We start from the raw sequence: 16362 nt of genomic DNA, 5'->3' as shown, positions 1-16362 counted from the left end.
ACAAATCAATAATTTGCTTCGACCGTGGCCGCAACATCACATGGCGGCCAAAGAACCACCTATAAATGGGCTACCGGAATACTGTCAAATGCTTCGTAACCGGTCCCTACCGTATAAGAAGCAAAAAAATTTCACTTCCCAACTGAAGAAACACGAAAGCCTCTTAAACTCTTCGTAATTACACGCCAATATCCGATTCGAATGAAAAGGCAAAATCCGCAAATTGACGGTGCTTTTTTACGTTAAAGTGTGATTTTTGGAGGAATCCACATCAAATGGGCTACAGAAATAATCCAAAACGCGAAAAACAGATCGAAAAAGCACGACAGCAGGCAATTGCCGAAAACGCGCCGTTTCTTGATCCGGGTATACTCTATGGAAGAGCAAGCGCCGACGACATAGAATATTATTCCGCCGAAATGTTGGCCGCAAGCGCGGCGCACAGTTTCGAGGCTCTTTCGCGCTGGACTGGAGACGCGCCCCATATCAGCATCGCCCAGGTGGAGGGCGTCACCCCGCGAGATATTCCGGTAACGGTTCTGACGATTATCGGCCGCAATATGCCCTTCCTCTACGATTCCGTCATGGGTGAGGTCACAAGCAGCTATCGCGGCCTCTATCTCGCGGTCCACCCCATTCTGGTGCCGGATGCAACGGCGCAGGCGGGTTATCGCCTTGCGGAGCCTGATGACGATCCCGCCGGGAATATCAGCCTCATCCAGCTGCACATCGCCCCACTGACCCAGCAAGCCGCAACGGCGCTGGAAGAAAGATTGCGTTTCGTGCTGGCGCAGGTTCAGTCCGCCTACAGAGACTGGCGGCCCATGCTGTCGAAACTCGACGAAGCCCTAGACGAATTGTCAAAACGCGGCTCCTCGCGGCGCAAGACCGAGCGCGCGGAAGCCGTCGAGTTTCTCAACTGGCTTCGAAACGACAATTTCACCTTCCTCGGCATGCGCGACTACACCTATTCCGGAACGGGAAAGAACGCGAAAATCGAACGAGGTGACGGCGTCGGCCTCGGCAGTTTGAGCGATCCGGATGTGCGCGTGCTGCGCCTTGGCAAGGACGCCGTGACGACGACGCCTGAAATCCTCGCCTTCCTCGACGGTCCGGATTTCCTCATCGTCACCAAGGCAAATGTGAAGTCCATCGTGCATCGCCGCGCTTATATGGATTATATCGGCATCAAGCGCTTCGACGAGGATGGCAATGTCATCGGTGAATTGCGCATCGTCGGCCTTTTCACCGCCACCGCCTATACGCGTTCGGTAAAGCACATCCCGCTGCTACGTGCCAAAATTGCGGATGTCGAGCGGCATTTCGGTTTTGATCCGAACAGCCACTCCGGCCGCATTCTGCAGAACACGCTGGAAGCCTATCCGCGCGACGATCTCTTCCAGATCGAAACGGATCTTCTGATCCGCTTCATCGAGCAAATCATGGAACTGAGCGACCGGCCACGCGTGCGCGTCCTCGCACGTATCGACCGTTTCGACCGCTTCGTCTCGGCCATCATCTTCGTGCCGCGCGAGGAATACAATTCCTATGTGCGCGAGAAGATCGGCGACTATCTGAGCAAGGTCTATGACGGGCATATTTCCGCCTATTACCCGGCCTTCCCCGAAGGCGCTGTCGCCCGCGTCCATTTCATCGTCGGCCGCACGGAAGGCAAGACGCCGCGTGTCGCGCAGGACAAGCTGGAGGATGCCGTCAGCGATATCGCAGCACGCTGGATAGACCATTTCGTTGCCCTTTCCGAACCGGGTGCACCGGTGCTGGAGGTGGATCAGGCCTATCAGGAAGCCTTCACGCCGGAAGAGGCGATTGGCGACATGGCGGATATTCTGGCCACCGTGAAGGGTGAGCCGGTCCGCATCGAATTTTACCAGCAGGAAGGCCAGTCAGCTGAGACGCTGTCGCTGAAGATCTTCCATCGGGATGGCCATCTGCCACTGTCGCGCCGTGTGCCGCTGCTGGAAAACCTCGGTTTCAACGTCATCAGTGAGCGCACCTTCGACATCGGTGTCATCTCGGATGGCGACAAGCGCGATATCGTGCTGCATGATATGGAACTCGCCGTCGGCAAGGGCGTGACGCTGGATCTGCCGCAATACGGACAGAAACTCGAAGAAGCATTCCTTGCTGCCTTCTCGGGCAAGGTCGATAATGACAACTTCAACCGGCTGATCCTCGCCTGCGGCCTTACCGTGCGCGAAGTGTCCGTCCTGCGCTCCTATGCCCGTTATCTGCGCCAGACCGGAATCGTTTATTCCCAGGAGCATATTTCCGAAACGCTCTTTAAATATCCGGCCATTTCACGGAATATTTTCGCGCTGTTCAAGGCTGGCTTCGATCCTTCCATCGACGAGAAGAAGCGGCTGAAGAAACTGGCGGAGATGCACAAGACGATCGAAGCGGCATTGAGCGGTGTTCCCAATCTCGACGAAGACCGCACCTTGCGGCGTTATGTCAACGCCATCGACGCCACGCTTCGTACCAACTACTTCCAGAAAAACACAGATGGTACGCCGCGTGACCTGTTGGCGTTCAAGTTCGATCCCAAACATCTGGACGGCCTGCCCGATCCACGTCCTTTCCGCGAAATCTTCGTCTACGGAACCGAAGTAGAAGGCGTGCATCTGCGCTTTGGCAAAGTGGCGCGCGGCGGTCTGCGCTGGTCGGATCGCGGCCAGGATTACCGCACGGAAGTGCTCGGTCTCGTCAAGGCGCAGCAGGTCAAGAATGCGGTGATCGTTCCCGTTGGCGCCAAGGGCGGCTTTTTCCCGAAGAACCTGCCTGTTGGCGGCTCCCGCGACGAGGTCTTCAATGCAGGCCGTGAAGCCTATAAGACCTATATCCGCACTCTTCTGTCCATCACCGACAATATCGTCGACGACGCCGTCGTACCGCCGGCCGATACGTTGCGGCTTGATGGTGACGATCCCTATTTCGTCGTCGCCGCCGATAAGGGGACAGCGACATTCTCCGATACGGCAAACGGCCTCGCCCACGACGCCGGCTTCTGGCTGGACGATGCCTTTGCATCGGGTGGTTCCGCCGGTTACGACCACAAGAAGATGGGCATCACCGCGCGCGGCGCCTGGGAAACGGTAAAGCGTCATTTCCGCGAAATGGACACCGACATCCAGACCACGCCCTTCACAGTGGCGGGTGTCGGCGACATGTCCGGCGACGTTTTCGGCAACGGCATGTTGCTGTCGGAAAAGATCAGGCTGATCGCAGCCTTCGATCATCGCGACATCTTCATCGATCCGGATCCCGATACCGACAAATCCTTCGCTGAGCGCAAGCGGCTTTTCGAATTGCCACGCTCAAGCTGGCAGGATTACGACCGTTCGACGCTCTCTAAAGGCGCAATGATCATCTCGCGTTCCGAAAAATCGGTAACGCTGACGCCGGAAGCCGTCGCTGCCATCGGCATCGACAAATCCGTTGCTACACCCTTCGAGATCATGACCGCCATTCTGAAGGCGCCAACCGATCTTCTGTGGTTCGGCGGCATCGGCACCTATATCAAGGCGGCGGTGGAAACCAACGCCGAGGTGGGTGACAGGGCGAACGACCCCATCCGCGTCAACGCCACCGAGCTGCGCGCCAAGGTCATCGGCGAAGGCGCCAATCTCGGCATTACCCAGAAGGGCCGTATCGCCTATGCGCTGGCGGGTGGGCGTTGCAATTCCGACGCCATCGACAACTCGGCCGGCGTGAATTCCTCCGACGTCGAGGTCAATATCAAGATCGCCCTCGCCTCCGCGGTCAATAGCGGTCGCCTGACGATGCCGAAGCGCAACCAGCTTCTTGCCTCCATGACGCCGGAAGTGGCGCAGCTGGTGCTGCGCAACAACTACCTGCAATCGCTGGCAATCTCGCTGACGGAGCGGCTTGGGCTTGCAAACCGGGAAGAACTCGGCCGCCTGATGAGCGCGCTGGAGGCAACCGGCCAACTGAACCGCAAGGTCGAAACCTTGCCGAGCAATGCCGAGCTCAGCGAAAGATATGCCACCGGCAAGCCGCTGACCCGGCCGGAAATCGGCGTGCTGCTTTCCTATGCCAAGCTGACGCTGTTCGACGCTCTGGTGGCAAGCCCGCTGCCCGACGAACCCTATCTCCAGCATCTGCTCGCAGACTATTTCCCGGCCAAGATGCAGAAGAACTATGCAGACGATATCAAGGCGCATCGCCTGCACCGCGAAATCGTTGCGACAGCGCTCGCCAATGCCGTGGTAAACCGCGGCGGCCCTGGCTTCGTGCAGAAACTCGCCGATGCGAGCGGCCTCCTGTCGGCCGATGTCGTCAAGGCAGCGGTGATCGTGGAGGATGGTTTCGGCCTCAAACGTCTTTGGAGCGAGGTTGACGCGCTCGACGGAAAGATCGGCGGAGAAGTCCAGAACGGACTTTATGCCACGATCACCCGCATCTACTCCGATGCAAGCAGGCTTTATTTGCAAACCGGGAGCGTGGGCGCTGGAACGAGCGACATGGCAACCGAAATCGAGCGCCTGAAAACTGCCATCAAGACGCTATCGCCGGCAGCGGCGAAATATCGCCGCGAGCTTGGCGTCACCGAAATCGACGGTGTTCCCTCTGGCCTTCTGGAAGAGCTGGATACGCTTTCCCTGCTGGTCTATGTGCCAGAGATCATGCGTATCGCCGAAAATGCGGGCACGACGCTTGCCCGCGCCGCCGAAAGCTACGCCACGGTCTCCTCGACCTTCCGTGTCGCGCGGCTGCTGGATGCCAGCCAGCGCATCACGCCGGCCGATCACTACGAGAGCCTGGCTCTTCTGCGCAGCCAGGACCAGATCGCCTTGTCGAGACGCCGGATCGTCATCTCGGCCCTAACCGAGTATGCGAAGGAAAAGGACCCGGTTCAGGCCTGGTATGCCGCCGACCGCGTGCGCGTCAATCGCATCGTCTCGGAACTCGGTGCACTGAGCGAAAGCGGCGATACCAACCTCGCCCGCCTGACAGTGGCGGCGGGGCTGCTTGGCGATATCGTTCAGACGCGCTGATCGACCATTCGACAAACGCCATCCGGGTGACTGGCCCGGATGGCCATAAATGAAGCGGTTGCGCCGGCATCACGCATTTTATCCCCCCATATCCGATAGGACGATGAATGACTGTCCCCTCCCCAAATGCGGAAACAGTGGTTGCCAAACGCGGCATCTGGGGCTGGGTCATGTTCGATTGGGCGGCACAGCCCTTTTTCACGGTCGTTACGACCTTCGTTTTCGGACCCTACTTTGTCGCCCGCCTCACCGATGATCCTATTTCGGCGCAGGCGACATGGAGCAACATGGCGACGGTCTCCTCGATCATCATCGCCCTATTCTCCCCCATTCTCGGCTCCATCGCTGACCAATCCGGCGCAAGAAAGCCGTGGATCGCCTTTTTTGCCGCCATCAAGATCGTCAGCCTTTTATTCCTCTGGTTTGCAGCACCGGGTTCGCCGATCATCCTGCCCATCGTCTGCATGATATTCGCATCCATCGCGGCGGAGTTTTCGATCGTCTTCAACGATTCCATGATGCCGCGACTGACCAATCCGCAGAATGTCGGACGCATTTCCAATCTCGCCTGGGGGCTCGGTTATCTCGGCGGCATGGTGGTGCTGATTGCCGTGGTGACGCTTCTGGCCGCAAATCCACAGACAGGACTGACTATCGCCGGTATCAAGCCGCTTTTCGGTCTCGATCCCGCAACCGGCGAGGACGCCAGAATAACCGGCCCGATAGCCGCAATCTGGTATTTGCTCTTCATTCTGCCGATGTTTCTGCTGACCCCGGATGCGGACAGGGGCCTACCCTTCGGAGCGGCGATCCGCTCTGGCCTTGCGGAGCTCAAGACAACCCTGCGCGAACTTCGAGACAGACCCGTCCTGTTGCGGTTCCTGATTGCACGTATGCTTTATCAGGACGGCGTCAACGGCGTGCTCATTCTGGGTGGGGTATTTGCGGCGGGAATGTTCGGCTGGGCGACGATGGAAATCGGCCTCTTCGGCATCCTGCTCAACGTCGTCGCCATCGTGGGCTGCTTTGCGGCCGGGCGCGTCGATCAGAAACTTGGCTCGCGGATCACCATCCTTATCAGCCTGGTTCTTCTGCTCATCGCGACGGTCGGCATCGTCTCGACAGAAAAGGGCTCGACACTGTTTGGCTGGATCCAATTGCCGACAGCGGACAATGGCGGCATCTTCGCAACCGGCGCGGAAAAGGCCTATCTGCTCTATGGCATATTGATTGGCCTCGCCTTCGGTCCCGTTCAGGCCTCGTCGCGTTCCTATCTGGCGCGCAACATCACCATTGCCGAGGCGGGACGCTACTTCGGCATCTATGCGCTATCGGGCCGCGCCACTAGCTTCATGGCGACGCTGTCCTTTTCAATAGCAACCTACCTTAGTGGCTCCGCACACATCGGCATGGCCACCCTCATCGTGTTTCTGGGGTTGGGGTTTGTTCTGTTGCTGCGCGTCCCGGAACGGGCGGCAAACTGAAGAACCGGAGAGAGCATTTGAGGGGTCTCACTCCAAATGCTCCAGCCTCCTTCAGAGCTGATCGAGTTTTTGCTGCAATGCGCGCAGCTGCGACTTCAGCTCATCGATTTCGGATGCATTCGGCTTGCGCGTTTCTTTGGGCGCCTGCGGCATTGCAAAAGGCGTGAACCCCTGCATTGCCTGCCGGAACAGTTCCGTATTGCGGCGAATCTGCTCTTCCATCATTTGCAATGGAGCCTGGAAATTCCGGGCAAGCGACCCGTCACCGAACGCCTTGGCCATATGCTCCTGCATCTGGCTCTGCTGATCGGAGAAGGTTTTCATCGAATGTTCGAGAAATGTCGGAACGACCATCTGCATCTGGTCACCGTAATAGGAGATCAATTGCCGCAGAAACGCCGTTGGCAAAAGCGTATTGCCGGTTTTGGCTTCCTGTTCAACAATGATCTGCGTTAGAACCGCATGAGTGATGTCTTCGGATGATTTGGCGTCCTGAACCTTGAAGTCCTCGCCGCGTTTAACCATCTGCGCCAGATCATCCAGCGTCACATAGGTGCTGGTTCCGGTGTTGTAGAGCCGCCGGTTGGCATATTTTTTAATGATTGTTTCGCCGTCGTGTTTTGCCATGCCCGCCTCCTCGCGATGATGGTATTTTCTTGTTTTTTGGTGTTATTGCTCTTCCCGCGCGAAGTGTATGCGCAAAACAAGCCTCGTGACAAATGTTTTGTGCATCGCAACAGTTTGTTTTTTGCGCAGCAATTTTCCGCAAGATTCCGGCTTGATTTAGCAACATCTTTTAAAGCAACTTTCGGCATTTGACTTGTATTCAAAGCTTTGCCAGTCTCCGCCCGCAAGTGAGGAGAAACAGATGATGCCTTCAATCGTGATTGCCAGCGCTGCGCGCACTGCCGTCGGTTCTTTCAATGGTGGCTTTGCCAATACGCCCGCCCACGAGCTTGGGGCAACCGTCATCAACGCCGTCCTGGAGCGCGCCGGTGTCGCAGCCCATGAGATCGATGAGGTCATCCTTGGTCAGGTGTTGACGGCAGGCGAAGGGCAGAACCCGGCGCGGCAGGCGGCAATGAAAGCCGGCATTCCGCAGGAAGCAACCGCCTTCGGCATCAATCAGCTATGCGGTTCCGGCCTGCGCGCCGTCGCACTCGGCATGCAGCAGATCGTTACCGGCGACGCGGCCATCATCATTGCCGGCGGGCAGGAATCCATGTCCATGGCGCCCCATTGCGCGCATTTGCGCGGTGGCGTGAAAATGGGCGATTTCAAGATGATCGACACAATGCTGAAAGACGGCCTGACGGATGCCTTTTACGGCTATCACATGGGCATAACCGCCGAGAACATCGCCCGGCAATGGCAGCTTTCCCGTGATGAACAGGACCAGTTCGCTGTCGCATCGCAAAACAAGGCCGAAGCCGCGCAGAGCGCCGGCCGTTTTGCGGATGAGATCGTGGCTTTCACGGTCAAGGGCCGCAAGGCAGATATTATCATCGAAGCTGACGAACACATCCGTACCGGTGTTTCGCTGGAAATCATGGCAAAGCTGCGCCCCGCCTTCGACAAGGAGGGCACGGTAACGGCCGGCAACGCCTCCGGCCTCAATGATGGCGCTGCTGCCACACTTTTGATGTCGGAGCAGGAAGCGGCAAAGCGCGGTATCAAACCGCTGGCGCGCATCGCCTCCTGGGCGACGGCGGGTGTCGATCCGCAGATCATGGGAACCGGCCCCATCCCCGCCTCACGCAAGGCGCTGGCCAAGGCAGGCTGGTCGATCGGCGATATCGGCCTCGTTGAGGCCAACGAAGCCTTTGCCGCACAGTCCTGCGCTGTCGTGCGTGAGCTTGGTCTTGATCCAGATATCGTCAACGTCAATGGCGGTGCGATTGCCATCGGCCATCCGATTGGCGCATCCGGCGCCCGTGTGCTGAACACGCTGATTTTCGAGATGCGCCGCCGCAACGTATCGAAGGGGCTCGCGACGCTCTGCATCGGCGGCGGCATGGGTGTTGCCATGTGCATCGAGGCGCTCTGAAAACCGCCGTGCGGCCTTCCAAAAAGCAATTCCGGTTCAGCGGCCAATAGGGTAGAAGCGGTCTCCCATTGGCCGCATTTCTGTGGCCGTTGAGCACGGCTAAAACAGTTCAGGAAATGGAGGCCATATGAGCCGGGTTGCGTTGATTTCGGGCGGGACAAGCGGCATAGGCGCAGCAATAGCCCGCGCCTTGCAGGCAGCCGGCTACCAGGTGGCCGTCAATTACGCCTTCACGACCGATAGGGCAGAGGCCTTCCAGAAAGAAACCGGCATCCCCGCGTTTCAATGGGACGTGCGAGACTATGATGCCTGCGTGAAAGGCATAGCCCAGGTTGAAGAGGCCTTCGGCCCCGTCGAGGTTCTCGTCAACAATGCCGGCATCACCCGCGATGCGATGTTTCACAAGATGACACCGCAGCAATGGCGCGAGGTGATCGACACCAACCTCACCGGCGTCTTCAACATGACGCATCCAGTCTGGTCGGGTATGCGCGATCGCGGCTTCGGTCGCATCGTCAATATTTCCTCCATCAATGGCCAGAAGGGCCAGGCAGGCCAGGTCAACTATTCCGCCTCAAAGGCTGGCGATATCGGCTTTACCAAGGCGCTCGCCCAGGAAGGCGCAAGCCGCAACATTACCGTCAACGCCATCTGCCCCGGCTACATCGGCACGGAGATGGTGAGGGCTATACCGGAGAAAGTGCTGGCCGAGCGGATTGTGCCGCAAATCCCGGTCGGGCGCCTGGGCGAACCGGAAGAAATCGCGCGCTGCGTCCTGTTTCTCGTGTCGGACGAGGCTGGTTTCATAACCGGCTCCACGATGACCGCAAATGGCGGACAATATTTCGCCTGAGATCGGGACCCCTTCTAACGGGAAGGAAGCAGGTAAACTTTTCGTGATATCCGCCCTGATAATATCGCCACGCACAAAAACTTGATCGAAAAACACCGCAATATAGGAACTGCTAAACTAATGAAAATACGACAGTTTTCGTATAGTTTAGAATGAATCCAGAGTTCACTTTCGGATATCCTCGGAGGTTTTTCTTGACAGTGGGTGTCCTGTTTTGGTTTAAGAACGAAAACAACGTGTTGCGTCATACAGGCAGTCGATCATGCTGGTTTGCAGCTGCAATTACATCACCGACCACGATATCCGGGACGTCATTAACGAGCTCCTCGATGAGGACTGTTGGCAGCTTATCGTTCCGGCAAAAGTGTATCATGCCATGGAAAAACGTGGCCGCTGCTGCGGCTGTTTCCCGACTGTCGTCGACCTGATCATACAGACAACCGAAGAATATCACGCCCGTCGCCACTCGACGGAAGCAGATGTTTTTGATTTTATGTCCCGCTTGAAGCGATTCCATGAAGAGAACAGGAGAGCGGACATTGAAAGGCGACACAAGAGTCATCGAGCGGCTTAACGAAGCCCTTTTTCTAGAACTCGGTGCGGTAAACCAGTATTGGCTTCACTACCGACTTCTGAATGACTGGGGCTACACCAAGCTTGCAAAAAAGGAGCGTGCGGAATCCATCGAAGAGATGCAGCACGCCGACAAGATCATCGATCGTATCATTTTCCTGGAAGGCCATCCCAACCTCCAGACCCTGGCTCCCCTGCGCATCGGTCAGAACGTCAAGGAAGTGCTCGAAGCCGATCTGGCGGGCGAATATGACGCACGGACGTCCTACAAGAAATCGCGCGACATCTGTTCCGAGGCCGGAGACTATGTCTCGATGAAGCTGTTCGAAGCACTGCTGATCGACGAGGAAGGTCACATCGACTTCCTTGAGACCCAGCTCGAACTTCTCGGCAAGATCGGTGCGGAAAAATACGGCCAACTCAACGCCGATTCCGCCAACGAAGCAGAATAAGCTTTCGCAATCGACCAAAGAAAAGGCGGCCAGTGGCCGCCTTTTTTATTACTTGCCGGCAAGGTGCCGGAATTCCGCAACCACTTTCTCGTAGACCGCGCGCTTGAAGGGCACGATGAGCTCCGGCAGGCTTTCCATCGGCTTCCAGTCCCAGGCGTCGAATTCAGCCGTATGCCCTGTTGGAGGTGGGTCGATCTGGATTTCGCTTTCGTCGCCACCGAAACGGAAGGCAAACCAGCGTTGCGCCTGCCCGCGATACTTGCCTCTCAGGCCGATGCCGATCAGTTCGGGCGGCAGATCATAATGGATCCAGTCGCTCGCTTCCGCCAGCAACGTCACCGTTTTCATCCCCGTCTCTTCGTAAAGTTCGCGAATGGCGGCCGTCAAAGGCCGTTCACCGTCATCGATGCCGCCCTGCGGCATCTGCCACAATTGCGGTGAACCGTCATATTCCGAATTGCCTTCCCTGATGCGCCGGCCGGCCCAGACAAGGCCTTCGGCGTTCAGAACCATAATCCCCGCACAGGGACGGTAAGGCAAATCTTCTGCTTTGATTGTCATTGGAAACCCGCACTGTCTGCGCGCCGAAAAGGCGCTAAGGAATGGCCGCGCAGAAGGTTTACTGCCCCGCCTGCTGCGAAACAAGCGCAGAAACACCAACGATCTCAATACCGCGACCGCCCGCCTCCCGCGACCACTTCGAGATTGCAGCGATGCTTTCGTCAAAAGCCGAGGCAACGCCGATCGCCTGACCGTTACGTCGCGCGATCCGCTCCAATTCGTCCAGCTTGCGCAGGATAGTGGCTTCGGTGACCTCACCGTCGAGCAGAACATCGGCAAAGCCCTGCGGCGCGGAAATGGCTTTAGCAATCCCGCCGCTCAGCGACTGCGCCGAAGAGGCATCGTCCAGAAAAAGCAGCCCGCGCTTGCCGATATCGCGCATGACCGGCTCGAGCGCCGCCTGCTCGGAAAGGAAACGCCCGCCGAGATAATTCATGATGCCAGTATAATTGGTAATCTTCGCCATGGAGCGATGCAGCCGGTCGATATTGACCTTCGCGGGATCGCCCGCCAGCAGCGTGTCCGGGCCGGGATTGGTGCCGGGATACCCGAAGGGCTCCAGCGGTATCTGGAGAAGGATTTCATGCCCCTCACGGCGTGCTTCCTGCATCCAGCGCTGCAGGCTGTTGCCGCTTGCAGCAAAACCGAGCGTCACCTCCGGCGGCAGTTCCCGGATCGCCTTTTGCGAACCCGTCTGGCTGAGGCCGAGACCACCGACCACGATCGCCACCCTGGTGCCGCGTGCGCCGGACCACGGCCGGGCATATTGCTCCATCGGCCGCAAACCATCGGCACCGACGACCGGCAATCTGCCAAATGCGGTTTCTTCCAGCAATGCATCATTGGGCCGCGTGGCCATGCGCGGATCCTGACCGTAGGTCTGGCCGCTCATCAGCACCGGTCCGTCGCTGTCACGGGGGCGAGGAGAATAGACCGATACCACATTGCCATCCGGCATCGTCGCCCGATTTATATTGGCGCCGGAGCGGCCGCTTTCCGGCTTCAGACCAGCCGTATCGTTGGGATCCGCCACATCGGCTGCTGCCGTTTTCGGAGCATTTTCGGGGAGCTGGGGCTGGGTGTCCGGCCCGGAAGCCGTCTTCTGGAGATTGCCGGGCGACAGGGCCGTATAGACGGAAAGCCCGCCGATCGTCAGAACTGCAAGCGCGGACAGAACCATAATGACGGAAAAGCGCCGGTTGATACCGGCGCTTTTTTTCTGTCGACCCAGAAGCGGTTTTCGCAGGTCAGAAGGCAATGAACGATCCGTCCAAACGGTTAGGCAATCGAGAAAATGCGCCGGCTGGCCGGCGCATCCATCTTACTGTTTGTTGACCACAGCCTTGTCCGGGTTCGGCGGGAACGACGGATCGGTCTTGGCACCGCGCAACAGATCCAGCGCATAATTCAGCTGGATATCGTCCTTGGCTTCCGGCGGAACGTAAGCTGAAGAACCCGAACCTTCGTCCGTTTCGCTCTGGCCCTTGATATGGCCGGTCAGGCTGGATTCACCTTCGGTCGTGACACGGCCCTGCAATTCCGGCGGCAGCGGCTGTTCGACCTTGATATCAGGCGTAATGCCCGTGCCCTGGATCGATTTGCCAGACGGCGTGTAATAAAGCGCCGTGGTCAGACGCAGCGCGCCGGCCTCGCCGAGCGGTATGATCGTCTGGACCGAACCCTTGCCGAAGGAGCGGGTGCCGACCACAGTCGCGCGACGCAGATCCTGCAGCGCACCGGCGACGATTTCAGACGCCGAAGCAGAGCCACCGTTGATGAGCACGATAACCGGCTTGCCATCGGTCAGATCGCCAGCCGTTGCATTGAAGCGACGGGTCTCGTCCGGGTTACGGCCACGGGTCGAAACGACTTCGCCACGCTGGAGGAAGGCGTCGGAAACATTGATCGCCTGATCGAGCAGACCACCGGGGTTGAGACGCAGATCGAGCACGTAGCCCTTCAGCTTGTCAGCCGGCACATCCGTCTTGATCTTCTTGATCGCCTTTTCGAGATCGTCATAGGTCTTCTCGGTAAATGAGATGACGCGGAGATAACCGACATCGCCCTCGACACGGGACTTAACCGCGCGTACGGCAATGACATCACGCATGACGGTGAATTCGAGCGGTTTGTCGGCGCCCTGGCGGATGATCGTCAGCTTGATCGGCGTCTTGACCGCGCCGCGCATCTTCTCGACCGCCTGCTCCAGCTTCAGACCGCGAACCGGCGTACCGTCGATTTCCGAAATATAGTCGCCGGCAAGAATGCCTGCGCGCGAAGCCGGCGTGTCGTCCATCGGCGAGATGACTTTGACCAGTTCATTTTCCATTGTCACTTCGATGCCGAGACCGCCGAACTCACCCTTGGTCTGGGTGCGCATGTCGTTGGCGTCCTTGGCATTCATGAAGCTCGAATGCGGATCAAGCGAGCTGAGCATGCCGTTGATGGCATTTTCGACCAGCTTCTCGTCATCCGGCGGCGTCACATATTGCGCACGCACACGTTCGAACACGTCGCCAAAGATTGACAGTTCCTTATAGGTCGAAGGCCCGGCCGCCTGTGCCGGCATGCTCGCCGAATAAATCACACTCATCGCCGTGGCGCCCATAAGCCCACCGATAAGGAGAAGCGAAACCTTACGAATCATTGTGCGCCCTTCCGGTATTTTTTGCGGTCCACCAAGGTTGGGAATCAACCGGCACACCATCTTTCCTGAACTCAATGTAGAGCGTTGGCCGGTCGGTTTCCAGCGCCAATGCTGCTGCACTCGCTACTCTTTTTGCACCCATGGAGGCGATTGGCTCTCCGGAGAACACAAACATTCCCTGCCGTGTCCTCACATTGTCCATGCCCGTCATGACCACATGGTATCCGTCACCCGTATTGAGGATGATCATTCGGCCGTAACTGCGAAAATCTCCGGCAAATACAACAAAGCCGTCTGCCGGTGCCGTCACGATGGCCTCAGGTCCGGTCGCGACGACAATTCCCTTGGAAAAGTGGCCCGTACCATCCGCATCGCCGAACCGGCGCAAGACATCTCCAGCCACCGGCAGGTCCAGCTTTGCCTTCAAACTCGCGAAGGGATATGCGGGCGCAATACGGTTTTTATCGGGCATTCCCGCCTCGGCTGCGGCACGCTCCTTCTCACGTTCCGCTTCGGAAAGACGGGCCACGCGCTGCTCTTCCACACGCGCCCTTTCCATAGCTTCCCGCACCGAACTGATCTCACTTTCAAGCGAACCGACCAGACCCTCGAGGCTGGTCGCCTTGCTTGCAAGCTCCTCGGATCGCTTGCGTTCCACCTCCAGCGCCGCGGCCGTCTGCGAATTTCTGCGGTCGTTTTCAGCAAGCAGCAGGTCGAGGCGTTTTTCCTCTTCCAGACTTGCCGTCATCATACCCGTAAGATCGTCCTTTTCGCGAGCGATTGCCTGCCTGACGTCGGTCAATTCTTTGAGAGCAGAAACCAGCTTGTCGGTCTCACCGCGAATGCCGGGCACGACGGCGCCGAGAAGAATGGCGCTGCGCACCGAAGCCAGCGCATCATCAGGCGAAACGAGAAGGGCGGGGGGAGGGTTTCTGCCCATACGCTGCAGCGCCGCCAGAACCTCCGCCAGCACGCCACGCCTCTCGCGCAGGGATGCCTTGACGCCATCTTCGCGGACCGAAAGCTTGGCCAGACGATCCTCGCCATCGCTGATTTTGGTTTCCAGTGCCTTGCGGCGCGCAGCCGACGCGATCAGCTCGTCGCGGATACGGGCGCTATCCTGATTAAGGGAAGCAATGCTTTCCTCGAGATTTCGGGTCTTGTCTTCCGAAAGTCCGATGCTGTCGACCAGTTCTTCCAGATCCTGGCGGTTCTGATCACGGCGCTTTTCCAGCGTCTGAAGCGCCTCCGGCGACGAATCACCCTCACCAGCAGGCGCGGCACCCGCATCATCGCGCGAAAAGGCGCGTTCAACGGGGGAAATCCCCAGGACAAGGACAGCGAAAACCGCGCCCGCAAGGGCAGCGTGGCGTTTTCGTTGAGACCTCTTGTCCATTTGAACTTTCTTTGACGCCGAAGCAGGAGCGCCGATATTAGGGATTTTGCCCCAATCTTCCAAGAGGCCAGAAACAGGCTGGCTGCAAAGCCTTCCACGCCTTTCCGTCTCGCGAAGCTTCATGTTGAAATTGAGACAATTTTCCACATGAAGATCACGCTCAAACGCGATGATAGGGATGACCGGAGAGGATGGTGACGGCGCGGTAAAGCTGTTCGGCGATCAGAATACGAACGATCTGGTGCGGCCATGTGAGCTTGCCGAGATTAAGAACGGCCGCCGCTCTGTCGTAAAGTGCAGGATCTAGGCCGTCGGCGCCACCAATCGCGATCACGAGGTCGCGCTTGCCGCTATCACGCAGATCGCCAAAAAATGAGGCAAAGGCCGGGCTATCCAGCGCCTTGCCGCGCTCGTCCAGCAGCACGAGCACGGTACCATCAGCCAGATGTTTTTCCAGCATCGCCGCTTCTTCGCGCTTGCGCGTCTCCGCGTTCGATGCCCGGCTTTCCGCGACCTCGATCACGCGCGAAAACTCGAGCCCGATCGCCGGGCCGGTCTTGGCAAGGCGTTCGATATAACGGGTCGCAAGATCCTTTTCCGGGCCGGATTTCAGCCGTCCCACCGCAAAAATCGAAATCCGCATCGCAAACCTGCATCCATCGTGACCCAACAGGGTCACGCTCTTAACAGCATAGCCTACGGATTCCTATGCGGCCGGCTTGCTTTCCGACCACACACATCGACCCGAAATCAAAAATGATATTCGGGAGGCCCGATGTGCGACGTCAAAGGCTCACCGCATCAATGCAGCGTGTCTTCCGGCATTTCCGGCGTCGCCCACATTTTTTCAATGTTGTAGAAGACACGGATTTCCGGACGGAACACATGAACGATGATATCGCCGGTATCGATCAGCACCCAATCTCCGGTCTCGAGACCTTCGACGCGGGCGCTTCCAAACCCTTCATCCTTCATATCCTTGAGAAGATGCTCGCAGATCGCCGAGACATGCCTGTTCGATCGCCCGGAGACCACCACCATGTAGTCCGCAAGCGCCGATTTTCCGGCAATGTCGAGAGATACGATATCTTCAGCCTTGGAGTCCTCGAGGCTCGCGAGGACGGTTTCGAGGGCGTGGTCGGCGGCATCGGCGCCACTGTCCTGACCCTTCGGGATAGCAACAAATGCTCTTCCCTTGGCGTGTACTGTTGTCAGAGGTTTTCCCTTTCCAAGAATGACAAAACAGGCACTGGCGACGCGAATCTGTGCGTCACCAGATTAAGGTGGCACCAAAGCATTAACTTTTCAAGATA

The 16362-nt window shown here is 58.0% G+C and carries 12 protein-coding genes and 1 pseudogene; 6 read left to right on the top strand and 7 right to left on the bottom strand.

What is annotated here, in order from left to right; all coding sequences use genetic code 11:
• Window positions 1-275: 275 nt before the first annotated feature.
• Entirely contained in the window at window positions 276-5036 is a 4761-nt protein-coding gene (locus F617_RS0115955; RefSeq protein WP_019565990.1) for an NAD-glutamate dehydrogenase, read from the top strand.
• 107 nt (window positions 5037-5143) lie between these two features.
• The gene (locus F617_RS0115950; RefSeq protein ID WP_026330896.1) at window positions 5144-6520 is read left to right on the top strand and encodes an MFS transporter; all 1377 of its coding nucleotides are present in this window, start codon (window positions 5144-5146) and stop codon (window positions 6518-6520) included.
• A gap of 51 nt (window positions 6521-6571) precedes the next feature.
• Here F617_RS0115950 and phaR read toward each other — a convergent pair whose 3' ends face one another.
• Window positions 6572-7147, bottom strand: a complete 576-nt coding sequence (gene phaR / locus F617_RS0115945; RefSeq protein WP_003516476.1) for a polyhydroxyalkanoate synthesis repressor PhaR — start codon at window positions 7145-7147, stop codon at window positions 6572-6574.
• 241 nt (window positions 7148-7388) lie between these two features.
• Here phaR and F617_RS0115940 point away from each other — a divergent pair, with 241 nt between their 5' ends.
• From F617_RS0115940 to bfr, 4 genes are all read left to right on the top strand, one after another.
• The gene (locus tag F617_RS0115940; RefSeq protein ID WP_019565988.1) at window positions 7389-8567 is read left to right on the top strand and encodes an acetyl-CoA C-acetyltransferase; all 1179 of its coding nucleotides are present in this window, start codon (window positions 7389-7391) and stop codon (window positions 8565-8567) included.
• Window positions 8568-8694: 127 nt separating this feature from the next.
• Window positions 8695-9420 (top strand): acetoacetyl-CoA reductase, encoded by a 726-nt coding sequence (phbB, locus tag F617_RS0115935; RefSeq protein WP_003516474.1) that lies wholly within the window; start codon window positions 8695-8697, stop codon window positions 9418-9420.
• A gap of 262 nt (window positions 9421-9682) precedes the next feature.
• Window positions 9683-9994 carry a bacterioferritin-associated ferredoxin gene (locus tag F617_RS27985; RefSeq protein ID WP_013636971.1) on the top strand — a complete coding sequence of 104 codons (312 nt, stop codon included), beginning with the start codon at window positions 9683-9685 and terminating at the stop codon, window positions 9992-9994.
• Window positions 9960-10445 carry a bacterioferritin gene (gene bfr / locus F617_RS0115925; protein ID WP_003516472.1) on the top strand — a complete coding sequence of 162 codons (486 nt, stop codon included), beginning with the start codon at window positions 9960-9962 and terminating at the stop codon, window positions 10443-10445. Before F617_RS27985 ends, bfr begins: the two co-directional genes overlap by 35 nt.
• 48 nt (window positions 10446-10493) lie before the next feature.
• On the opposite strand, the gene F617_RS0115920 is transcribed toward bfr, so the two are convergent.
• From F617_RS0115920 to rsfS, 6 genes and pseudogenes are all read right to left on the bottom strand, one after another.
• Entirely contained in the window at window positions 10494-11006 is a 513-nt protein-coding gene (locus F617_RS0115920; RefSeq protein ID WP_026330894.1) for an RNA pyrophosphohydrolase, read from the bottom strand.
• 58 nt (window positions 11007-11064) lie between these two features.
• A complete protein-coding gene (locus F617_RS0115915) occupies window positions 11065-12264 on the bottom strand; it encodes a divergent polysaccharide deacetylase family protein (protein WP_019565985.1) in 1200 nt (399 codons plus the stop codon).
• Window positions 12265-12327: 63 nt separating this feature from the next.
• On the bottom strand, window positions 12328-13653 hold the full coding sequence (locus F617_RS0115910; protein WP_003516467.1) for a S41 family peptidase: 1326 nt from the start codon (window positions 13651-13653) through the stop codon (window positions 12328-12330).
• Window positions 13643-15049, bottom strand: coding sequence for a murein hydrolase activator EnvC (locus F617_RS0115905; RefSeq protein WP_026330893.1), 1407 nt, complete (start codon window positions 15047-15049; stop codon window positions 13643-13645). Before F617_RS0115905 ends, F617_RS0115910 begins: the two co-directional genes overlap by 11 nt.
• A 160-nt stretch (window positions 15050-15209) precedes the next feature.
• Entirely contained in the window at window positions 15210-15692 is a 483-nt protein-coding gene (rlmH, locus tag F617_RS0115900) for a 23S rRNA (pseudouridine(1915)-N(3))-methyltransferase RlmH (protein WP_003516464.1), read from the bottom strand.
• Between the two features lie 158 nt (window positions 15693-15850).
• Window positions 15851-16295, bottom strand: a pseudogene (gene rsfS, locus F617_RS29165) (ribosome silencing factor).
• Window positions 16296-16362 lie beyond the last annotated feature (67 nt).

The sequence above is a fragment of the Agrobacterium sp. 10MFCol1.1 genome, assembly GCF_000381165.1.
Taxonomy (GTDB): domain Bacteria; phylum Pseudomonadota; class Alphaproteobacteria; order Rhizobiales; family Rhizobiaceae; genus Agrobacterium; species Agrobacterium tumefaciens.
Note: the sequence above shows the minus strand (reverse complement) of the source record. Positions and strands in the feature narration are given on the sequence as shown.